This is a genomic window from Stecheria intestinalis, assembly GCF_009696165.1.
GTDB lineage: Bacteria > Bacillota_I > Bacilli_A > Erysipelotrichales > Erysipelotrichaceae > Bulleidia > Bulleidia intestinalis.
This window is the reverse complement of sequence record NZ_VUMN01000038.1, coordinates 1-21,858: the sequence shown is the minus strand read 5'-3', so window position 1 is coordinate 21,858 and position 21,858 is coordinate 1. Positions and strand designations below refer to the sequence as shown.

General features: G+C 41.7%; 21 protein-coding genes. 4 read left to right on the top strand and 17 right to left on the bottom strand.

Translation table 11 applies throughout. The annotated features are described in order from the left end of the window. The 3 genes from FYJ51_RS13620 to FYJ51_RS12015 form a co-directional block, all read left to right on the top strand. On the top strand, positions 1–665 hold a 665-nt coding region (locus FYJ51_RS13620; RefSeq protein ID WP_408022623.1), incomplete at its 5' end, for a transposase. Next, positions 665–1,006, top strand: coding sequence for a hypothetical protein (locus FYJ51_RS12020; protein ID WP_154505843.1), 342 nt, complete (start codon positions 665–667; stop codon positions 1,004–1,006). The genes FYJ51_RS13620 and FYJ51_RS12020, both read left to right, overlap by 1 nt. Before the next feature lie 413 nt (positions 1,007–1,419). Continuing rightward, complete coding sequence (locus FYJ51_RS12015) at positions 1,420–2,418, top strand: ATP-grasp domain-containing protein (RefSeq protein ID WP_154505842.1); 999 nt, start codon at positions 1,420–1,422, stop codon at positions 2,416–2,418. A 91-nt stretch (positions 2,419–2,509) separates the two neighbouring features. Here the strand turns inward: FYJ51_RS12015 and groL are convergent, their stop codons facing one another. The 6 genes from groL to FYJ51_RS11985 form a co-directional block, all read right to left on the bottom strand. Continuing rightward, on the bottom strand, positions 2,510–4,123 hold the full coding sequence (gene groL, locus FYJ51_RS12010; RefSeq protein ID WP_154505841.1) for a chaperonin GroEL: 1,614 nt from the start codon (positions 4,121–4,123) through the stop codon (positions 2,510–2,512). Between the two features lie 28 nt (positions 4,124–4,151). Continuing rightward, positions 4,152–4,439: a co-chaperone GroES gene (locus FYJ51_RS12005; protein WP_105303454.1), complete on the bottom strand. Its 288-nt coding sequence runs from the start codon at positions 4,437–4,439 to the stop codon at positions 4,152–4,154. A gap of 206 nt (positions 4,440–4,645) precedes the next feature. Next, entirely contained in the window at positions 4,646–6,313 is a 1,668-nt protein-coding gene (locus FYJ51_RS12000) for a DUF7713 domain-containing protein (RefSeq protein ID WP_154505840.1), read from the bottom strand. 163 nt (positions 6,314–6,476) lie between these two features. Beyond that, complete coding sequence (wecB, locus tag FYJ51_RS11995; protein WP_154505839.1) at positions 6,477–7,604, bottom strand: non-hydrolyzing UDP-N-acetylglucosamine 2-epimerase; 1,128 nt, start codon at positions 7,602–7,604, stop codon at positions 6,477–6,479. Next, positions 7,601–8,812, bottom strand: a complete 1,212-nt coding sequence (locus FYJ51_RS11990) for an ATP-binding protein (protein ID WP_154505838.1) — start codon at positions 8,810–8,812, stop codon at positions 7,601–7,603. Before FYJ51_RS11990 ends, wecB begins: the two co-directional genes overlap by 4 nt. 1 nt (position 8,813) lies before the next feature. After that, positions 8,814–9,500, bottom strand: a complete 687-nt coding sequence (locus FYJ51_RS11985; protein WP_154505837.1) for an IspD/TarI family cytidylyltransferase — start codon at positions 9,498–9,500, stop codon at positions 8,814–8,816. A 60-nt stretch (positions 9,501–9,560) separates the two neighbouring features. On the opposite strand from FYJ51_RS11985, the gene FYJ51_RS11980 reads away from it, so the two are divergent. Continuing rightward, positions 9,561–9,884, top strand: a complete 324-nt coding sequence (locus FYJ51_RS11980) for a hypothetical protein (RefSeq protein ID WP_154505836.1) — start codon at positions 9,561–9,563, stop codon at positions 9,882–9,884. A 198-nt stretch (positions 9,885–10,082) separates the two neighbouring features. Here FYJ51_RS11980 and FYJ51_RS11975 read toward each other — a convergent pair whose 3' ends face one another. The 11 genes from FYJ51_RS11975 to FYJ51_RS11925 all read right to left on the bottom strand — a co-directional run. Then, entirely contained in the window at positions 10,083–10,298 is a 216-nt protein-coding gene (locus FYJ51_RS11975; protein WP_154505835.1) for a hypothetical protein, read from the bottom strand. After that, positions 10,295–10,828 (bottom strand): SLATT domain-containing protein, encoded by a 534-nt coding sequence (locus FYJ51_RS11970; RefSeq protein ID WP_154505834.1) that lies wholly within the window; start codon positions 10,826–10,828, stop codon positions 10,295–10,297. Before FYJ51_RS11970 ends, FYJ51_RS11975 begins: the two co-directional genes overlap by 4 nt. An 8-nt stretch (positions 10,829–10,836) precedes the next feature. Further along, positions 10,837–11,649, bottom strand: a complete 813-nt coding sequence (locus tag FYJ51_RS11965) for an SMODS domain-containing nucleotidyltransferase (RefSeq protein ID WP_154505833.1) — start codon at positions 11,647–11,649, stop codon at positions 10,837–10,839. A gap of 16 nt (positions 11,650–11,665) precedes the next feature. Next, entirely contained in the window at positions 11,666–12,574 is a 909-nt protein-coding gene (locus FYJ51_RS11960; RefSeq protein WP_154505832.1) for a hypothetical protein, read from the bottom strand. A gap of 701 nt (positions 12,575–13,275) precedes the next feature. Further along, positions 13,276–14,625: an O-antigen ligase family protein gene (locus FYJ51_RS11955; protein WP_154505831.1), complete on the bottom strand. Its 1,350-nt coding sequence runs from the start codon at positions 14,623–14,625 to the stop codon at positions 13,276–13,278. A gap of 14 nt (positions 14,626–14,639) precedes the next feature. Continuing rightward, complete coding sequence (locus FYJ51_RS11950) at positions 14,640–16,379, bottom strand: UvrD-helicase domain-containing protein (protein WP_154505830.1); 1,740 nt, start codon at positions 16,377–16,379, stop codon at positions 14,640–14,642. 23 nt (positions 16,380–16,402) lie between these two features. Further along, a complete protein-coding gene (locus FYJ51_RS11945) occupies positions 16,403–18,436 on the bottom strand; it encodes an ATP-dependent nuclease (RefSeq protein WP_154505829.1) in 2,034 nt (677 codons plus the stop codon). Positions 18,437–18,633: 197 nt separating this feature from the next. Next, on the bottom strand, positions 18,634–19,062 hold the full coding sequence (locus FYJ51_RS11940; protein WP_154505828.1) for a hypothetical protein: 429 nt from the start codon (positions 19,060–19,062) through the stop codon (positions 18,634–18,636). Between the two features lie 346 nt (positions 19,063–19,408). After that, on the bottom strand, positions 19,409–20,038 hold the full coding sequence (locus tag FYJ51_RS11935; RefSeq protein WP_154505827.1) for a tyrosine-type recombinase/integrase: 630 nt from the start codon (positions 20,036–20,038) through the stop codon (positions 19,409–19,411). Between the two features lie 110 nt (positions 20,039–20,148). Continuing rightward, complete coding sequence (locus FYJ51_RS11930; RefSeq protein ID WP_105304371.1) at positions 20,149–20,946, bottom strand: ATP-binding protein; 798 nt, start codon at positions 20,944–20,946, stop codon at positions 20,149–20,151. Next, on the bottom strand, positions 20,946–21,858 hold a 913-nt coding region (locus FYJ51_RS11925; protein ID WP_154505826.1), incomplete at its 5' end, for a DDE-type integrase/transposase/recombinase. The genes FYJ51_RS11930 and FYJ51_RS11925, both read right to left, overlap by 1 nt.

Sequence of the window (21,858 nt, the reverse complement as noted above, 5' to 3'; positions counted from 1 at the left end):
CACAGATCGTCAAAGTTGACAAGAAGTGCCGGATCGGAAGAACCTATGAAGACTATCTGAAATTCATGGAAGAACACCCGGATTTTTCTGTTCTGCAGGGTGACAGCGTAGAAGGAAAAAAGGGAGGAAAATGCATTCTGACACTTACATGGGCGAACTGGGACTTCCAGATTGCCTTTCTCAGAGACCATAACAATTCGGCATCTGTTACATCAATTGTCAATCATCTGTATGAATCTCTTGGTGCGGAACTATTCCAGAAAGTGATGCCAGCTGTATGGCTTCTGGATAATGGATCAGAATTTTCCAATCCGTCAGAAATTGAGAAGTTCGGTGTCTATGTGTTCTACTGCGATCCTGGTGCTCCATACCAGAAGCCTAACTGTGAGAATACGCATTCCGTCTTCCGCAGAATCATTCCGAAGGGACATTCATTCAATGATCTGGACCAGGATTTCTTCGATCTTGCGTTCAGTCATACAAATTCGCTGCGCAGGAAGAAGCTGAATGACCACACTCCCTATGAAATGTTCTCGTTTGCCTATGGCGATGACATTGCGGAAAAGTGTTTCCGCATTCATCAGATCCAGGGAAAGGATGTAATTCTGGACCCTTCCCTTGTCAGAATTTATCGTGACTCCAGAAGAAAGGAAGGCATCGAGTAATGAAATACACCGTAAGCCTTCCTGAGATCACCAAAGTCATAATGACGAATGCTCCGCAGGAATTGCCTGGAGACGAGAAGGAATCTCCTGTCAGCGTCTACATCCAGGACTGCACCGCTCATATCGACTTTTACATCATGAGCTGGCACAGAGAGAGCGGCTGCTTTTTCGCTCTTGTAGATCCTCTTCCTGATCCGCAGGTTCTCGATCTCGAATACGTCAGCTTCTCATTCCTCAGGGATCATGATCTCTTCTACTCCGTTTATTCAAAGAAGAAACGTCCTCGGTACAAGAAGATTTATAACCGCATTCTGCCGATGAAGTATGAGATTCCCTCATAATCATCTTACCGGCACCACCAAGCACTAAGCATTGAAATCATGGCAGGTTCTGGCTGAACATCCGTCATTATTCCCCGTTGCGCTGACCGTGTCTGAATTTTATCGGCGCAGCAGGGCAGGTTTTAATACGCTTAAATTGTAACGTATTTGAACACTTTTCCTATCATTTCAGGCAGAAAATCCATAGAAAAGAGACCGGAATTACTTCAGAACCGGTCTCTCACTATTCCTTGTCACGCGCAGCTTGCGATAACTTCGTAAAACTTGCGTTAAGTTTTTCAATTCACCAGGAAATTTAGTTTCCTATCCGAATATCCTCTTCCCTAATTTTTAGCTGCATCTGCAAAGCCCTTCATTTTGCATCAAAGACGTAAATCTGTAAAATATCGTTGATACATTAGGAGATAAGATAAATGGGAAAAATACTGATCACCTCAACGGGCTCTGTAGCATGCGAAATTGTAATCAGAAATTTGAAAAAACTGGGATATTATCTGATCGGGTGCAACCTTTATCCAAAGGAATGGGTTATTGAGTCTTGCCAGGTAGACGAATTCTTTCAAGCACCTCCGGTACGTGACGAGGATTCCTACATTGAATTTATTCAAAAGCTATGTTGTTCTGAAGGAATTAATTATATTTTCCCTATGATAGATTATGAGGTTGATGTATTCAATCATCATCGGGATTGGTTTGAAGAACACGGAATCATCTTGTGTATCTCTCCTAAGAAAGCAATTGACTTGATAAGAGATAAGAAAAAACTTCAAGATTTTGCCAAAATTCACTGCCCCGAGGTCAACCCGATTCCAACCTATCAGGCAAATGATTATCCTTATCAAGATAATACTTACCCTATTGTCTGCAAGCCTTATAACGGCAGAAGCAGCCAGGGACTGAAAATAATTAATTCAGCTGAAGAATTTCATTTTTTTCTGGAAAATGAGGATACTTCCGGTTATATAGCAGAGCCTTTTATCAATGGTCCAATTGTCATGGTAGAAACGATACGTCAGGAACAGCCAGAAAAAATCATTACTCTAGTTAGAAGGGAATTAATTTCTACTCCACACGGTTGTTCCATTACAGTTTATGTTTATGAAGATCAGAAGCTTCAGGAATATACAAGAAAGCTTGCCTCTTTGCTAGGTGTCGTAGGAGATGTGAACTTTGAGTATATCCTAGATAGCGAAGGAAAGTATCACCTTGTCGAGTGCAACCCGAGGTTCTCTGCAGGTGTTGAATTTGCCTGTATAAGTGGATATGACTGTGTAATTAACCATATCAGGTGCTTCAAGAATCAGCAGATTGATGATTATCATTTCCGGAACAATATGATAATTTCGCGGAACTATCAGCCTCAGATCACTGCGAAAAATATTGAAGTACCTTACTCCTTAACTAATCATTGAATAAAAATGCTCTACCTGATCGAATGTTGCACCATAATAAAAGACCGAATATTATTTCGGTCTTTTTTAAACAATTATTTGATCTCAAAGATTAATACTCAGGCATCTGCTGTGCAGGAGCCGGCTGCTTCTCCGGGATCTGCGCAACTGCTGCTTCGGTTGTGATGAAGAGACCGGAGATGCTAGCAGCATTGAGCAGAGCAGAACGGGTAACCTTCGTCGGGTCAATCAGTCCGGACTTGAACATATCAACCCATTCGCCAGTCTTGGCATTGAAGCCGATATTGGTCTTCTGTTCCAGCTGCTTCTCATAGATCTCATTGCCGTCATAACCAGCATTCTCAGCAATCTGCATGATCGGTTCCTTCAGTGCATCAAGAACTACGTTCATGCCCTTCTGCACATCGGTGACATCAGACTTCAGAGAATCCTTGACATCGGTATATGCCTGTACCAGAGCCAGTCCGCCGCCGGTGACAACACCTTCAGCAACTGCAGCCTTGGTCGCGTTCAGAGCATCTTCAATACGGAGCTTCTTATCTTTGAGTTCCGTCTCGGTAGTAGCACCGACCTTGATCAGAGCAACGCCATTGGTCATCTTGCCAAGACGTTCCTGGAGCTTCTTCTTGTCATAATCAGACTTCGTGTTCTCAATGGCAGAACGGATTTCTTCGACACGAGCCTCTACATCTGCCTTCTTGCCCTTGCCGCCGATGATCGTGGTCTTGTCCTTGCCGACAACAACCTTCTTCGCAGTGCCGAGGTCAGAGATCTTCATATCTGCAAGGTTCATGTTCAGATCCTTTGCAAAGAACTTTGCACCAGTCATGACAGCGATATCGCCGAGCTGGTTCTTGGAGTTGTCACCGAAGCCAGGAGCCTTGGTCGCAACAACATTGAAGGTACCTCTCAGCTTGTTGATGATGAGGGTGCTCATAACTTCGTTGTCATAGTCATCCGCAATCAGCAGCAGTGCACGGTTTGCCTTGACGACTTCTTCCAGTACCGGCAGAATGTCCTGAATGGTGTTGACCTTCTGGTCTGTAACCATGATCAGCGGGTTGTCCAGAGAGACTTCCATCTTGTCATGATCAGAAACCATGTAAGGAGATACATAGCCCTTGTCATACTGCATGCCTTCAGTCATCTCAAGCGTAGTCTCGAAGGACTTGGACTCATCGACATTGATGACACCATCACGGCCTACCTTGTCCATTGCATCAGCGATGATCTGGCCGATTTCTTCTGATCCGGAAGAAACGGTAGCGATTGACTTGATATCTTCAGACGTCTTGACTTCCTTGGAACGCTTCAGAAGATCTTCTGCAACTGCTTTCGCAGCCTTGTCCATGCCTTCACGCATCAGAACCGGGTTGGAGCCCTTGTCTACTGCCTTCAGGCCATTGGTAATCATGGACTGGGTCAGAAGCGTAGCAGTTGTCGTACCATCACCAGCAGTCTCGTTGGTGTTATTTGCTGCTTCATAAACCAGCTTAGCGCCCATGTTCTCGAACTTGTCTTCGAGTTCGATTTCCTTTGCAATGGTAACGCCATCATTGGTGATGAGCGGTGAACCATAAGACTTTTCCAGAACGACATTGCGTCCCTTCGGGCCGAGGGTGATCTTGACTGCATCAGCCAGCTTATTCACGCCATCCAGCATCTTCTGGCGGGCGTCTTTTCCGTACTTAATATCCTTTGCCATATTCGTTTATCTCTCCTTCAGCTTTCTATTACTTCTCTACTACTGCAAGAATGTCTTCTGCAGAAATCAGCAGATAATCCTTCTTGTCATAGGTAACATCTGTTCCGGAATACTTCTTGTAAATGACTCTCTGTCCCTTCTTCAGATCAATCGGGATCAGCTTTCCATCTTCCGTCTTGCCAGGTCCTACTGCTACTACTTCGCCAAGACTTGGCTCATCCTTTGCTTCCTTGGTTGTCAGAATGATACCGGAAGCAGTCTTGACTTCTTCCTTTACCTTTTCCAGTACTACATAATCATGCAACGGCTTCAACATATTCTCATTTACCTCCAGATGTTAGCACTTCTGTTTGCTGTCTGCTAACCAACACTGATTATCATATTCGCTTTTAGCACCATGTCAAGAGGAGTGCTAAATTTTTCTTGTTAATTTCTTCCTGAGAATTCCTTCAGATTCTGCCTTACCTGCGTAATCCATGGCACCGCACGATCAGAAAACCATTTTTATCAGCGCTTCAGCTCCTATGCTGATTCAATCACCTGTTTCACCATCTTGATTTCATACTCCGGAAACATCTCATCATCCGTTCCGACTTCTTTCAGGATCTGAATCAGGCGGTTTCCTGCATCTTTTCCCATATTGCTAGGATTGCTGTGGTAATAATAGTTCAGCTTCTTGATCAGCTTTTCAAACAGGACATCAAATGCAGAAACATCTTTGCAGGATAAGAATTTCCCGTCATGGTTCTGAGTCATGGCAAACAGCAGGTCATAGAGCTCATCTCCCAGTGTGTCTTCATCGATTCTCACCGGCAGCAATGTCATGTCGCTTTCCACAATCGGTTCCGTGCGGTCGGCAATCTGATAATTGACCGTAAAACCTTCAAAGCTGCTGAAGAGCTTGACAAAGTCATCACTTGAATATTCTTTTCCGTCTACAAGCATGCGGATGCCATGTCCATTTTCTTCTACTTCAAATCTTCCGACCGCTTTCGAAAAATACCCGTATGTCTCATCTGAATAAACACTGCTCGCCCAGTTCCGGTTTTTTTTGCGCTGCAGAGTGAGGTTCTGAAGGCCGACAGCAGTCTTCTCGATCACTTCATGAACCAGATACGGATCATTTTCTGCCGTTCCTATTACGGAGAAGGTGAAATGGGTATCGGGCTGATGGGCTAGGATTTTTCCTGTTTTTCCGCAGCGATAAATCTCTTCCATCTCGTAATGTCTGAAATCGCCGGAATCAAAGCAAGACATGAGAAACATATGAGGAGTATGATACTCATCAATGACTCCGCACATGCGCTCATCAGCTGGCATTAAGGTACTTTCGTCTTTTTTCACATACATAGCTCCTTTTTCAGGAAGAAACAGATAATCGCCGATCGGCTTGCCATGCAGATAGCGGAAAGAGCTGAACTTTATTCCTAAGGCGCTGATATTCTGATCAGATCTTTCTTCCGGTTCATCATAGTAATATCCATGGACAGCTTCAAAAATGGTCATACTCATGGAGCCAAGCGGAAACTCATCATTCTTCTTCAGTTTTTCACGATAAGAGTCCGAAAACCATGGAAAAGAATCAAGACTGACCGTTCCCGCTTTCATCTCTTTCTCTAGTTTCTGTTCAATTTGCAGAATGTTCATTCTTCCGGAATATCCGTGATCTTTCAGCCACTGATTGGTTTTTTTCCTATGTTTTCTGGTTTCTTCTTCGATCGCATCATTGCAGCGATCCAGATACGTTCTGCGATCAATCATCTGTCTTACCTCTTTCTCCTTTTCTTTGATCAGAGCTGTATTTTTCATCTTTTCGCGTTTCCGCTGATTCCGCTTCCTCCGGGCTTCTGCTGAAACATTGGCAAAATCGTATCCATCTGCTGTGAAGTCTGCATTGTAAATACCCGATTCATACGGAAGAAAGGAATTGATGGTACCGATGCTGCAGGAAAGTCTCTTGCTGATTTCTTTAGCAGAAAATCCTTCTGCTTTCAGTTTCTGTACTTCCTGGACCATGTCTTTCCCATCTTTTTCAAAGGAGTAAACGCCAGCGGTCACCAGCAGCTTGCGGATTTTTGTCATCGTAAGTCCGAAGTATTCCTTCATTGCCTTCATAGATGCTTTTCCGTTTTGGTCCGTCTCCATATCTGCTACCGGATGCAGATAAATCCGGGCTGCGGCTTCTGCCATTTCATTTCTAGCCTTAACAGGGTTGTAATCAGGGTTAACCTTCTTTCGTCCTCGCTCTGACATATCTGACCTCCAGGTTCAATATAGCAAAATATGCTCATCAATNAATATTATCCGTGACAATTCAATTAATAAGGCTGAAAAAAAAGGAATAGCACGCAGGCTACTCCTTATGCAGGAAAGAGGATTCCAGGATATCGGCAATCCTCTCGGAGGCGTGTCCGTCTCCATAAGGATTTGCTGCCCTGCTCATCTTCTCATATTCTTCCGTGTCATTCAGCAGCCTGCTGAATTCCCAGTAAATAGTTTCTTCTTCTGTTCCTACCAGTTTCAAAGTGCCAGCTTCAATTCCTTCTGGTCTTTCAGTAGTATCACGCATGACCAGTACCGGCTTGCCCAGGCTTGGTGCTTCTTCCTGAATGCCGCCGGAGTCTGTGAGAATCAGATACGAGTGTTCCATGAAGTTATGGAAGTCCAGGACGTCTAATGGTTCAATCAGATGAAGGCGTTCTTCTCTGCCTCCTTCTGCCTGGTCTCCGAAGACCTCTTCAGCTGCCTGCCTTACTTTCGGATTCAAGTGAATGGGATAGATTGCTTTGACGTCCGGATGTTCATCCATGACTCTTCTGATGGCCCGGAACATGTGATGCATCGGTTCACCGAGGTTTTCTCTGCGATGGGCAGTGATCAGAATCAGTCTGCTGCCTGCTGCCCATTTCAGTTCCGGGTGATCATAGTCTTTCCGGATCGTTGTTTTGAGAGCGTCAATTGCCGTATTCCCGGTAACCCAGATATGAGAAGGGTCTTTCCCTTCACGGATCAGGTTCTGCCTGGAGAGTTCTGTCGGAGCAAAATTATACCGGCTGATAATCGATACCGCCTGGCGATTGAATTCTTCCGGATAAGGGGAATAGATATTGTAGGTTCTGAGGCCAGCCTCTACATGCCCTACCGGAATCTGCATATAATACGCAGCAAGAGCAGTCGTGAATGTTGTAGTCGTGTCTCCATGTACCAGAACGACATCTGGTTTCACTTCTTCCAGAACACTTCTGATGCTGAGAAGAATAGCATCCGTGATGTCAAAAAGAGTCTGATTCTCCTTCATGATGGAAAGATCATAATCCGGCTGCACATGAAAGACCTCAAGAACCTGCTGCAGCATTTCACGATGCTGGCCGCTGACACAAACTACCGTACGAATGCTTTTTCTTTTTTTCAGTTCATTGACGACCGGGCACATCTTGATCGCTTCCGGCCTGGTTCCGAATACCAGAAGTACTGTTTTCATCGGGTGTTTTCCTTTTCCAGATTCACATGAATGTGTTCCTGCATATGATCTATCATTTCACACATTTCTTCTGTATTGCTAAAGCGCAGGACCATGGCTCCGATTCCGAATTTTCCATTCCGGAACGGATAAATCTTATCTCCAGGCTTTGCAGTCACAAAGCATTTCACGATCCGTTTCTGAACTGCTTCATCAAATTCAATGGAACGGAAAATACCTTCTTCCCTGCTGTGCAGAATATAGGAAGAACAGCAGGAAGAAGCAGAAACCCGCTTCAGATCAGAGATATCTTCTCCGACTGCCTGCTTCACCGTATACATAGCCATATCTACCCCGGTAGCAGCATATACAGTATCCGGAATCAGATTGCCTCCGTTTCTCGGGCCGATCTCCAGAATATATACTTCATCATTCTTTCCGATGATGTATTCGACATTATAAGCACCCATAGTCATATGAAGACCGGTAAGAATGGACTGAACGATTTCTTCTGCCCGCCTCTGCACTTTTCTGCTCTGGGTTGAAGGATAGGAAAGACCGGCTGGCACATAAGGAGAGACCGCAATATCATGGTGCTGGTCACAGACGCCCCAGAAAACGATCTTTCCATCTCTTACAAAGATATCGCCATCAATCTGATATCCCTTCTTTTCAATGAATTCTTCAATGATCACATGATGAGAGATGGAATAAGACAGCGCTTCCTCCCAGGCTGCCTTCAACTGATCCAGGTCTGTCACTTTCGTGACTCCTTTGGAGCCGGAAGAATCTACCGGCTTTACCATGATCGGCAGTTTCAGTGTTCTGGCAAATGCTTCGGCTTCTGAATAATCATAGAAGCTGCTTCCTGCCGGCATTGGCAGACCTTGTTTCCGCATAAATGCACGGAACTGGTCTTTATGGGTCATGACCATCACGCTATCATATGGATTTGTCGGCAGCCCCAGCGCCTCTGCTACATAAGCAGCCGTTGGTGCAGAAACATCAGAAGCATAGCTGACGATTCCATCAATCTTGAGTTCTCTTGCCTTTTCCAGCACTTTCTCTTTATCAATGGTGCTGATGTTATAGTATTCGTCCGCATACTGATGGGCTGGGTTATCAGGCAGATAGTCTACATCAATTACATGGTATCCGAGCTTCTTTGCGGCAAGTACCGCAGTTTCCTGGAAGATATTTCCTCCCAGCATCATAATTTTCTTTGTCATCTTATTCAAACAGCTTTCTGAAATATTCAATGTCCTCTGGATAAGTAATCTTGATATTGCGTTCGCATCCCTTAGAAAGATAAACAGGATTTCCTTCAGCCATATAGTATGTAAAAGCCGAAGGATACAGTTCTCCAAGTTCAGGCTTGAAGTCTCTGAACAGATCTCTGAGAATACCAAGCCGGAAGGTCTGCGGTGTCAGAATCCGGTACAGATGGTCTCTGGGAACCATCTCCTCTGAACATGTCAGATCCTCTTTGCTTCTGACCATAGTCTCCACACATGGAATGGCAGAGAGTGCACATCCATGTTCCTTTGCAACCCGGATGGAATCCAGAATAGTCTCTTCATCGACAAACGGTCGGACTGCATCATGGATCATGACCAGATCACTATCTGGATACTCCTCCAGAGAACAGATCCCCTTCCAGGCAGATTCCAGTCCATTTAATCCGGCTTCTGCAAAGAGAGCAAGTTTATCAAGCGAATAAGATTCTTTTGCTTTCAGAAGAAAAGCATTCCACTCTGAAGAACAGACGATACAGATTCGATCAATTGATCTGCAATTCTGGAATTTTTCCAGAGTATAAACGATCATCGGTTTTCCTTTGATCTCTACAAATTGTTTCGGAACAGCAGCCTTTGCCCGAGTGCCCTGTCCACCTGCAAGTATCAATGCAATATTCATTTCATAGGCTCCTGCTTAGTTATCCCTTCACCGCTTTGAGACTGCTATATCAAAAATTCTATGACAAACATGAGCATCACAATCGACTCAGGCGCTTATCCGGAATTCATCGATAACAGCAGTGGCCACAGCGATCATCATGCCAACAACGGCGGTATTGCCCACAGCGGTAGGCTTGGTCAAACTCCATCTTTGGAGCAGGTACCGATCCTGGGCCACGTAGCCATTCTGCTGCAACTTCTTACCCCTGCCTCACACCATCCGACCAATCTCGCAAGTGTTCCAGCTGTTCCAGCGAGCAGGAATATCAGGAATGTCAGCGTGGAAGATGTGGATGATAAGGACATCGCTGCCAGGATCAATGGCTTGCTGGAATTACTTTAATGCTATGGGAGGTATGCAACAGTCAGGACTGATTCACAGTTGAGAAGATTCTTGCCATGTGGATTTTGTGGCCTGCAGGAACGCTAGCTCTCTATCATGAAAAAGGACTTCTCACTGACGGATAGCGGAGGCATCAACTGCGCCATCATATCCACAGCGACACCATGCCCACACTGCCCCCTCTATCCCATTTATCTCTTACTCGACTGTTTCTGGCTTGTCTAGTGGCCCACAGTCTGGATCGGTTTCCGCTTCTATCCTAACAATCTGGTCTGGTAGATTGCTTAGGTCGTGGAGCTGCTGCTTTTGTTCCTCGGATAATGGCTTTGTGGGATCAAGAGTCATGTGGGCATCGGTGGAAGATTTACTTTTTTCCTTATTTATATGTGCGTTGGTTTTATTGTTTTCTTTCATTTTAAATGTCCACCAAATTTTTTCTCTGTTTCGCCTTCACTTACAAGTTGTTCTTCATTTTTTTCAATAGCTTTTTTTGCCAAACAATAAGCCCATTTACCAGTTCGAGGCGCACTGTTATATACGTTCTTAGTGTCAACTAGCAGCCGGTCTCTTTTCTCTTCAATTTCCTTTTTAGATAAGCTGGTTTTTGAATCAACCAACAATGATTCATACGATTGAACTATCGGCCATAATTGATCTACAAATTTGCAGTGACTAGGGATTGTATCTTCAGGTCTAAAGTTTAGTGAAGCAAGTGTTAAGACAAGTGCAATTCCTGAACATATACCGCCCAGTCTGCTATTGTTTTTTACAAAACCGACTGTTGAAGCAGCGGTCAATATAATCTGGCACCATTTTATTATTTTGCTATATAACGATAATAAATAAATCTGCTTCTGATGAGTAACATATGTGTACTGCACTTTTGTATAGGAACTTTTCACCTGCTCTCTAAGAGCGCTAATTTCTTCATTACTTTCTGGCATTTTTATTATTAATCAACAATTTTATGTAGAACTTTTCCCAGTGTTTCCGCGTCATCACCAGCTTTTACAATATCGTTACTTCCTGGAGCTATCAATGTCCAGAAGCGTGATGCGTGAGCATTATAATAGCTTAGTAAAACATTTTCATAAGTACCACTAGGCTGTCCCTTTTCTCCTAATCTTGTATGCCTCCAAGTACCTATAGCATGATAAATAAATGTATCAATCACTATACCCGCCAAATGAGAGCTTGAAAAGTATTGATCACGTATATATCGAAGATGCTTGCAACTATCATAAAATAATCCATTGCTTTCAATATTTTTATTTTTCATTGCTTCTATTTCAGATTTTGGATTAGTGGATTTCCAATTTCCACCCATGTTAGTATCAGGATAGGTGTATTCTTCTAATCCATTTCCAAGCCAATCGGTCTTTTCAAAAGCAGGCAACAATTCAAATTTTATTCCATTTGAAAATTCTATATCTACTACTTGTCCGTCGGCATGGATATTACTTTTGGGATAAGACGAAAGAACCGCATTTTTTACTACTTGTAAAAGACGTGACTGTCCATTACCCTTTAATACATCATAATGATTATATTCATCTTGTGGTAATTTAATCAGTATGTCAATATCACTTGTAGATATCGCAGTATGTCTACCATAAGAACCCACATAAAAGCTGTGAGATAAATCTGTGGAACCGTCCCAAAACTCCTTATTAATTGCTTGCGTTACTGTTTCGCATCTTTTCGAAATTATTACTCGTTTATCTGCTGGAATGACATATTCATCTGTCGGTATAAAATATGGCATAGACCCTCCTCTCTAATTATCGCCAACCCGGAGCGATCCCGGTAACTTCCTCTAATCCATAATACTCCGCAATTCTCTGATTAATCCAGGCCTTTGGATCTTCGTCGAGGAGGTATCCAGGAACCGTCAACAATACCGGTTCTTCAGATACCATCTCCAGCTGTACTTTACCAGAGGAATGGCTCAGAATCTGATCCTGCTCATACCTTTCACTGCTGTACTGAGTTCCTTCTCCGCTGAAAATCAGTTTCCATGCACCGATTCCGACAATCGAATCGAGACTTCGGTAGCTAGCAAGAGAAATTGCGGCTGCCGCCAGAAAAGCAGAAATATATTTCTTCCAGTGAGTCAGAAAATCAGCCGCAAGATTTTCAATGTTTTCGTAGTGAAAACCGAATTTTTTCTCATACCACCCGCACCAGTAAATGCAGTTCAGAAGAATCAGCCAGAAATACAGATTGTGGCAGATACTAAGTGCTCTCTGCTCCCCTTCAGTTCCGATCGAATACCAGGATGGAAACCATTGAGCAGCATAGATGCCAAATGAGCACATTGTAAAAAGAACCGGGTAAAGGAAGTGATATTCTGCTCCCCGAACCGAATAAATTGTCAGAAAAACAACTGGGATAAATAATAATACCACTATCAGAGTGCTGTATTCTTCCAGGCTGGTCAGAGCGCTGATGATCGATCTGCCTACTGCAGGAAAAATACCCATTCCGGTATTGACTGAGCGGCGATATCCTACCCCAGGGGAGAGTACATTTGTGCAGAAACCTGCTACCAGACTCAGCTCAATGAGCAGAATCTGATATCTGCTGTCCTTTCTGCGCACAAATACGGAAACAGTATACAGAAACCCTGTCAGGACAGAGGTCAGTATTGTCAGAAGATTCCCGCCCATCAGAAGAAAACTGTAAGCCATACAGATTATCGTATGAAATCTCTGGCGGTTCTTTATCTTTCCTTCTCCTAGCAGCAGCACTCTAGAAGCTAGCATCAGTGCGCAGCCATAAAAACCAGTATAGTAGATTGCAGAAGTCCACCAATAAATGCTCTGAACTGGTGAAACCATCAGGTTCAGTGAAAGAGTAATCAGGATCAGAAATACCAGTTCTGCTCTTCTTCTGCTTTGATGAAGAAGTTTACAATAAACAGTTTCAGCCAGCAGATAAGTTCCAGCAAGAAACAAAATCAGAACAATTACCGGGCAGATCCAGTAGTATTGTTCTCCGAATATCCCTCCATGTAAAGAATTGATGAAAACGTCTGTAAACGATCCAGACCAGTTCAGATAGAAGTCCTTTACGGTTGCAAATGCAGCGCCAAGAACTTCTGTAATAGAATGGCCAGCTTGCCAAGCAGCATGAGTTTTTGCCCCGTACCAATAGTCATCGAGCATTGGGTGCGCATACAGAGAACAGTAAAGAATCGGAACAACAGTAGAAACTGCTATAACTCTGAAAACCCGAACCAGCATTTCCACGATTCCATGCGTCCTAGAATCATCTGCTATCATCGTATCCTCCCTTTAATTGCTAATACGGTTCAAAGCTCATCTCTCTTAAAAAGCAAAAGATTTAGGATCTTTCACTCGGAAGCCAACATGGTATCAATACTCCGAATCTATTCAGCCGGCTTTTTCTTATATAGAAATACCAGATATCCGAAACAAAGCCAGAACCAGGGCGTTTCAATATGCAGATCTTCCCCAATTATACATATGTCCAGCATAGATTGAATAAACACGCACAGGCAAAGGACAATAAGCCATTCCGACTTAGACTTTGCAATATATCTGCCATTCTTGAATATTCGAATAGTACATAAGGTCATTACCAGTACAAAGATACCTGTTCCAATGATTCCGGTCCAGCAGAGAAGATTGATAAAAAGGTTATGATGATTCAGATAGATTCTTGCTACTGAAAAGGTTTCCCCAAGCGTATCACTTTTCATCCAGCCATTTCCAAAAAACGGATGTTTCTGAAAATCCGTCCATCCAGCAGCCCAGTAATCAAGTCGATGGCTCAGAAGTTTATTCCAGAACTGATAATTATCCATTCCTGAAGTTGCAATCTTCTGTTTTAGCACAGGAACATAATAACGTTCAATTGCAAAGAGAGAGAGTGCTGAAAGTCCAAGAGTGATGATGATTCCGATCCACTGAATTTTCGTGATTCTCTTTACGCCAATTGCAATAAGGCAAATAGCAATCAATATGATATCCAGGAATACTACTCTTGCGTCCGACATTCCCAGCATCCATAATGCGAGAACCGCATTGATCACTACGAGCAAGATGCCAATCACTTTAGCCACCCAGTTATGACACAGCTGGTCAAACAGATATAAGCTTAATACTATACTAAGATATTGAGAAAATGAGGCATACCCGACCGAGAGATAGTAACCAGCATATCGATCTTCGATATGCGTCACAAAGCCAGATAGATTATTTCGAGCAGAGAAAAAATCCGAAAATGGTCTCAGCAGATTCCTGAAGATATCTGAAGACGGAGCAGACACATTATACTGAAAGAAAGAAGCGGCATTCATAAAGAAGATCAGAACTACTGTATTTACGCTTAAGAAAACAAGAAAATTACGGAATTTCTTCCTGCTGCAGGAAAGACTTCCTGAAGTAAAGATATAAACCATGACTCCATAAGAAATCAGATATTTTACCTGAATAAGATCATGCGGACCACTTTGAAAGATCATCGAACCTAACGCAGCAGTAAATAGCAATTCGAAAAGAATCTTATATTTGTTATTCAGAATTCTTTTATGAAAAAGGTCATCAAGAACAATTACAGCAGCCCAAAGCGTATATACTCGTTCAAAGACTGAAAAATGGTATTCATAAAAATACGGAGTTAATATCCGAAGCAAGGTGATATCATAAAGAATAGATAAAGTATAAAATGCAATAAATACTCTCTTATTTGTAATTAAATGTGCTAATTTCACCATTAATGTATTTTATATCATTTTTTGAAGCAATTATTTACAAACTCGCTATAGGAAATCAAACTATCTTTTCCAAATACTTTACACAAATAATTTTTAAAAGAGTCATTAACGGGAACAGTTATTAATATTGTCAAATTCTTTTTAGGTCTTGAACAGCAAACGTAAAATAGATTTCTGTTTCTAATATAAGTTTTTAACTCTTTTTCACTTAGTAAAGCCGGATTTAGGTAAAGTTGTTCATCAAATTTATAATCATTCCATCCTCGGCCAATGACGATTAGAACATTATCATACTGCTCACCTTTTACTCCATGATCAGTAGAGAACTCAGCTTCCGGCCCAAAAAAATCTATTGCTTTAATAATCTCTGAATATGCTACATTGTAAAATTCGTTGATCGGTTTTCCATAATACAAGTCTTTCGTATCATGATCTTTAGCCTGAGTCATCCAGAATTCAACTTCAGACGGAATACCAATTAATTCACTATCAGAAACTACTTGTAGTACATCTCCAATCGTTTTCTTTCGAGCCTTACATAATGCATCTTTTAATACTGTCCATTGATGCTTATCACTTTTTGACTCAATAGGTCTTCTCTCAATTTCCAATGCTTCGAAAAGTCTTTTGGTATCTTTCAATTCAAGGGCTTGATACACTGGCTCAACCTTGTTTTGAAAAAACAAGAAATGCTCATCATCTTTATTCTTTAAATGGTCTCCCAATAGATTTAAAACATCTGAATACCCCTGCATTTTTGCAAGGAGCTTATGAGTAAGCATTAGTTTCTTTGTTTTTTCATTCCATTCAACATCTTTTTTTTCTGAGACCTTAGTTATACAATCAAACAACAATGCATCTTCTAATTCGTCTTTATAATAGCCTTTAGAAATTCTATGGCTATAGTCAAATTCGTTTGTTGTAATAACTTCTATCTTCCCATCACAATTATCGGAGGCCGAAATTTGAGGAAGATCCGGTCGTATTTTGTTCAAAGCGTCAACAATAACTTGCTGTGATCTAAAATTCGTTTCTTTATTAATTACAACAAGATTATCATCTTCCACAAGGCCACATGCTCCTTGGGAAGAATATATAGTTTGCCAAGAATCACCAAAAAGTCCAAATTGTGGGCCAATTCCTTTACTGATATAATTTTTTAAAAAACGATCCATTATTATTTTAAAAGAATCTTGGTATTCATCAATCAAAATAATTGGATACTTTTTTGAGAGCATTGCTCTAAATTTTTGGAAATCCAAAAAATGTGCAAAAATCTGTATTACATCATCATGAAAAAGATATAGAACATGATCCTCATAATAACGCACACCCAGAGTGTAAGATACATGATGTATATCTCTTGAATCTATCTTTTTTTCTGCAACACCTTTCTTCTTAGGTAATAGATCCAGTTCAATCACAGATGCAATAAGAGAAGATTGAAACTGTTTTATCAAATTCCATGCAAAAGTATGAATTGTGCTTGGGTGAATAAATGAATTCGTTGGCAGTCTGCTAGCAATAACATCGACAGCTGCATTAGTATATGTTATGCAAGCGACGCTCTGCCCATTTCTTTGAAATTCTTTTCTTTTTTCCTTTCCTAACCAATCTACAACTCTCTCCAGAGAATATGTTTTACCAGCACCAGCACCAGCTTCAATGCGAAAACTTCTTCCTGACTGAACAGTTTCTATTATTCTATTTTCTATCTCTTTCGCACGAGCTTCTGCCGTTTCCTTCGTTGTCATGGCAACTTTTTCATCCTTATTGTCTACCGTTTTCTCTTATGCATTAATAAAGGCTCTTCTCCTTCCGGATATCTTGAAACTTTGCAAAGCCAGATAAGTCCATTTTTAATATAAGAAGGCACAGTATAACTTTCATATTGAGGTTCATAAAGAAGTTTTATTGCAAAACCGGTCTTCTTCTCATTTTCATCTGAAAATATTGGGAGATCGTCTGCTGATTTACCAAATAGTGCACGATTAACATTTATTATAGCCTCTTCTAAACTCCTTGGATGAAAGTTTTCCTCCTCCTCTTGAAAAGCAATTCTCCTGATTCCATTGATAAGTTTTTCCTCATTTGTCTGTAATTTCAAAACTTTATCAATTGGTATAGTATTTGAAATAGCAATTTGATATTTGTCATGACACCACTTGTTAATTGCTGCATTGGATGAGCGCTTAGCCTCACCTTTTTGGCAAGCCTGTCCACGGTTGTCCACAAAATCAATATCTGTGATTATTAATGTAGGTATGCCAAGATAATCGACGAAGTCATAAAAAAGATGTGCATATGCACCACCAATTTCAATAATTGTATAATACTGAGACAATAGCGATCTGCTGCCAAAAAGTCCTTCCTCTTCACATTTTCTGATCATATCTGGAAGCAGTAACCTTTCAGAGGCGCCTTCGACCAATATAGCTTTATCACAGAAATAAAGATCACAGTAACTTAATTTCATATATTTCTGCAAGAAGTCAATATGCTGTTTCTTTTCTTCTTCATTTGCGCCAGTAGCTGGAAATTTCATAAGATTTTTATATTCTACATGCGTACGAAATCGGCGTATATATCTGACATTAGCAAAAGACACAGTATTTGCTACATGTGGAGAGTGTGTAGTAATAATAGTCTGAACAACTTGTTTGCCTATCTCATTCTTAAGAAACTTTTCCAAAAAACCAATAAACGTGGACTGAAGTTGTGGATGCATATGAGCTTCCGGTTCTTCAATAAACAGAATAGGAATCTTTGTTCTATCAGCCCGTACATTTCTTGCAAATCCATGAAGTTCCAAAGAAATCCTGATAAGATTTTTATAGCCTAGTCCATTATGTGATTCCGGGAGAAATTCTTCCCCTTCTTGAGACACATATGCTAATTGTGTAGAATCAATAATACTTTTGTCAATAGCGATTCTTGTATTTGCTTTTAGCTTAAGATCTTCACCATCTGGATACCCGAACGATGCCATTGAAGTAATAATGGAATTCATATGTTTGTTAACACGATTCTGGACGTTAAAATTAACATCTTGGATGATAAGCTGTAATTGTTCCAAAGCTGGTCTTAATGATTCATCTACATCTTCCCTGTCTGCACTAAACAACTTATTCATAATATGCCCAATAGGATTTTGTGCAGCTGAATCAGATTCATCGAGACCTCGCTCAGCTTTTATGGTCTTGAACAAAAAAAGTTTTTGAAGATCACGCTTTGTTCGAAGGTCAAAATCCTCCTCAGCAGAAGGGTTTACCGCTGTTATATTCATTTCGAATAGCTTTGAAAAAGCGTCTTGTACTACTTTTGCTAAGCATAAGCTTTCATCAGGATTATCATGTGTTGCCTTTAGCACATCAAAATCTAACTTGCATTGATCAAGAACTTCATTTGCATTTAGAGAAACATCAAAAGAGACTTTTATAATGGCGATATTCACCGATTCATTTAAATCGATTATAAAATTACTCAATTCACCATATGAATCTTCTTCTGAATAATCTATAGCAAGCACGACAGATGTTATAGGTGCACATTGTCGAAAATCCGAGATAGGATTTAAGCTCTTGCTGTTCCAATAATCTTTTACAGCCTTATATAAAGTATGACGACAATCAAGCGGATAATCATCGAAAGGAAGTGTATTGGCATCAGACAAAAGTAATTCCATTATGTTCATGATGGAAGTTTTTCCCGAGTTATTCTTACCGACAAAAAGAGTTAATGATCGATCAAAATCAATTGTTACGTCTTTAAGAAGGCGATAGTTTTCAATATGCATTTTACTTACATACATTAGCTTTTACCTCCCCTCAGGAAAAATGCTATCATGATTTGTCCATTCTATTCAACAGTACTTTTTGTCTCTATTTAGAAGCCCAAGGAACAGCGAATAACCACTTCTGTAAGTATAATATTAGAAATATACCAATTACACGCAGCCACAAGATCTATTGATCGAAATTGGCTCTTATTTACAACTTTCCCAATTTGTTAGACTATAGCCGGATTTTTTCTTGGTCTGCCTCTCTTTCGCTTAAGCAGCTGAGTGTCTGATGCTGGGACTTTTGGTATTAGTCCTAGTTCTTTCAGAATATCTATTTGAGTTTGCACCATCTTAATCAGCTGCCATCCTTTTCCGGGCATATTGACTTTCTTGGCTCTTTCCAGAATGCTCATTGCTTTTCGAAAGGTCATACTGTTGAGCAGTTTGACCCTATCAAAATTATTGATCAGGCGGAATGTGAGGAGCGAAGCCAGGAAACTGCAAAGTTCACTTCCATGAACGGAATAGTCTGCGTGTTCTCTTGTCTCATCCAATTCGCATGCCTGCTTGTAGTAACGCATGACCAGTTCGATTTCCCATCTGGAGGAATAAGCTTTGTATGCAGTTTCTCCATCGAGATCTACATCACTTTCCAATACAATTGTTCCGAATTCCTCCTGCTTTGTCTTGAACTCTTCATCTGAGTAATCTCCGTTTTTCTGACGTCGGATCAGATAGTCTTTTTCTTCTTTCGCTGCCTTTCTCGAATCACGGAAGGAATACAGATACTTTTCTCCCTTAATGACAGCTTATTTATTAAGCGTTTACGAAATGACGTTGAAAAGCTGAAAGCTTTACGTAATCTTGCTCCGCTTTATGAGCATCATAACATTGCGTTCATAGGCAGCCATGGAATAGGAAATTATGCAAAGCGATGGATAATGCAAAGTAAATGCCGCAATCACAAATACTGAAGCGGATAATTGCGGCAATTACTTTACATTATTTTCTTGTGAGATTTTGAAGCCATCTCATGAGATTGACATCCTCATTCCAATCCTTGGTTTCCTCGTTTGTAATTTCTTCATATGCGTTTTCCAAAGCTTTTCTTTTACTTTGCTGTGAAACCCTGGCGTATATCTCTGTGGTCTTTACACTTGCATGCCCAAGAAAGTCACGAATGTATATTAGCGGAACTCCTGCTTCAAGCATGTGTACTGCTTTGGAATGCCGCAGAACATGCGGATGTGTTTCAATGTTAAAGGTAAGACCTGATTTTTCTTCTGCCATTGCTGCGTATTTATTGAGAATATAAGCGATGCCGGCACGAGTAAACTTATGATTTTGGGCATTCGAGAAAAGAAACTCTCTGGTTGAATATTTCAGTGTATTTAGATTGTTTTCTTCGATATACTTTCGTAGGATTTCTGCAGTATTACCCATTACAGGCACAATGCGTATCTTATTTCCTTTCCCTGTAATTTTGACAGTTTCCGGTTTTTCCAGGCTGTTAGCGTCGGATAGAAAGGGCCATTCTGAGTCGGGAGAAAAAGGCCAATTCCGGTCGGAAAGAAAGGACCAAAACAGCAGAAAACAAATAGAACTCGGAGTATAGCGCATGTTAATCAGCACGCGAAGCTCCGGGTTCTTTGTGTCAGACCGACTTCTTTCTATGGAATATTATCCACAGGCTCATGTACTAGCTGAACTGATTGCTTTGAAGTCGGTCTGCTTATCCTTGATCAGTTCACCTGATGGATATCGTCATCTGCTTCGACTGCGAGGATCTCGCGACGCTGACCACGATAGCTTGTTCCTTTGACTGTAACAATCTTTGCAACGTCGAAGATACGGTCCAGAGCTGCGTTCAGGCTATCTCCTCCGTCAAAGTATTCAGACCATTCATCAGGCTGCCTATTGCTGGTGAAGATCATGCATTTAGGCCCTTCCTTCTCATATCTGCGATCTATCAGGTCGAAGAACATAGCTGTGGATTCTCTGTCGAAATGACGTCTGCCGATCTCATCAATGATCAGACAGGTAGGCTTCAGAAGTCTGTTGATGACGCGAGCTTTCTTAGTTTTGTCATTTCCTGCCTGGATGAACAGATCATCTAGTTCTGATGCCTTAAGGAAGTATGCTTTCATTCCTTCCATACAGCATTTTCTTCCATATGCCTGAGCCAAGTGTGTCTTTCCTACTCCAGCCGGACCGATCAGAGCGACGTTCTTTCCGGCATACAGTTCCGAGAGATTTGAAAGCGCACGGACTGCGTCGCCGTCTTTCCCATGGAGCCGCGTGAAGTCATAATTTTCAAACGTCTTTGGAGCCTTCACAGGCAGTCTGCTTAACTTTAGGAGGGTGTTTACCACTTTCTCATGCTTGCGAGCTTCAAGCTGCTGAAACAGCTCCACGATGGCTTCAATCTGATCCTCGGTATAGTTCTTTTCGGCTGCCATCTGAGCAAGTTCTTCTGGCCCGAAATCAAGCTTCAGTGTTTCCGAGCTCTTTCCGAAGAGGTCGTATAATGACTGTTCCATTACATCTCAACCTCCTTATCAAAATTGAAATTTCCTAACCTTGATTGATTTTTGCCTTCCCGCTGGTGCATCTGTGTGGTAATGGGAGCTGTAGGGAATTCCTCGGGCTGTTCATCCGCATATTGATCTTTGCAGAAACTGTCATATGGAGCCCACGTCACATCATGTTCTGCCAGCTTTCTGCTGAGATCGTCAGATCGGATAATCAGGATATATTCCTGCCTGGAGACTCGTGCAACACGTTCGGTATACCAGTACGGAACGCCAAACCGGCGGCCTTCAAAATTAATGAAGCCATCAAAGGATATCTTTCTCTCCGGCCAGAGGTATATCAAAACATCCTTGGTTATCTGCAGCGGCCTGGCGACTTTCATACACTCTTCGCTGTGTTTTTCATCAGGGACACAGTAAACGCCTTTATGATATTTCTTGTTCTGAACATCGCACCATGACAGGACATCATAATTCAGCTCGGTGATATTACTGAATGGCCGTCCTGCCATGAAGTTGTTCTTAACGAAGCGGACAAGACGTTCTACTTTTCCCTTAGTGAAGGGGTGGCGTGGCTTGCACAGCTTGGTCTGAAAGCCGATTGCCCTCATGAACGCTTCATAGTCTTTGTTCCATATCGGCTTTCCTTCCGAATCTCGGCCTGTAACTACGCTTTTCATGTTATCAGTGAGAATGTACTTCGGAACTCCCATTCTCTGGAACGCATGGATCATGCCTATGAACAGATTCTCCTGCTTGGCGTTGGGGAAGAATTCGACATAGCGCTCTCCGCAATGATGGCATATCATCACAAAACACGCGGCTCTGTACTGTTTTCCGTTTTCAATATCGACATTTACAAAGCCCCAGTCCATCTGATAGTTTTCACCTGGACCTGAATGGTAACGTCTTCCCCGGTTT

Coding starts and splice junctions, on each gene's coding strand:
- wecB (WP_154505839.1), bottom strand. CDS start 7,604: ATGAAAACAGTACTTCTGGTATTCGGAACCAGGCCGGAAGCGATCAAG.
- FYJ51_RS11980 (WP_154505836.1), top strand. CDS start 9,561: ATGACAAACATGAGCATCACAATCGACTCAGGCGCTTATCCGGAATTC.
- FYJ51_RS11950 (WP_154505830.1), bottom strand. CDS start 16,379: ATGACAACGAAGGAAACGGCAGAAGCTCGTGCGAAAGAGATAGAAAAT.
- FYJ51_RS11985 (WP_154505837.1), bottom strand. CDS start 9,500: ATGAATATTGCATTGATACTTGCAGGTGGACAGGGCACTCGGGCAAAG.
- FYJ51_RS12020 (WP_154505843.1), top strand. CDS start 665: ATGAAATACACCGTAAGCCTTCCTGAGATCACCAAAGTCATAATGACG.
- FYJ51_RS11930 (WP_105304371.1), bottom strand. CDS start 20,946: ATGGAACAGTCATTATACGACCTCTTCGGAAAGAGCTCGGAAACACTG.
- FYJ51_RS11945 (WP_154505829.1), bottom strand. CDS start 18,436: ATGTATGTAAGTAAAATGCATATTGAAAACTATCGCCTTCTTAAAGAC.
- FYJ51_RS11970 (WP_154505834.1), bottom strand. CDS start 10,828: ATGCCAGAAAGTAATGAAGAAATTAGCGCTCTTAGAGAGCAGGTGAAA.
- FYJ51_RS11960 (WP_154505832.1), bottom strand. CDS start 12,574: ATGGCTTACAGTTTTCTTCTGATGGGCGGGAATCTTCTGACAATACTG.
- groL (WP_154505841.1), bottom strand. CDS start 4,123: ATGGCAAAGGATATTAAGTACGGAAAAGACGCCCGCCAGAAGATGCTG.
- FYJ51_RS12015 (WP_154505842.1), top strand. CDS start 1,420: ATGGGAAAAATACTGATCACCTCAACGGGCTCTGTAGCATGCGAAATT.
- FYJ51_RS12000 (WP_154505840.1), bottom strand. CDS start 6,313: ATGGCAGAAGCCGCAGCCCGGATTTATCTGCATCCGGTAGCAGATATG.
- FYJ51_RS12005 (WP_105303454.1), bottom strand. CDS start 4,439: ATGTTGAAGCCGTTGCATGATTATGTAGTACTGGAAAAGGTAAAGGAA.
- FYJ51_RS11990 (WP_154505838.1), bottom strand. CDS start 8,812: ATGACAAAGAAAATTATGATGCTGGGAGGAAATATCTTCCAGGAAACT.
- FYJ51_RS11965 (WP_154505833.1), bottom strand. CDS start 11,649: ATGCCATATTTTATACCGACAGATGAATATGTCATTCCAGCAGATAAA.
- FYJ51_RS11975 (WP_154505835.1), bottom strand. CDS start 10,298: ATGAAAGAAAACAATAAAACCAACGCACATATAAATAAGGAAAAAAGT.
- FYJ51_RS11955 (WP_154505831.1), bottom strand. CDS start 14,625: ATGGTGAAATTAGCACATTTAATTACAAATAAGAGAGTATTTATTGCA.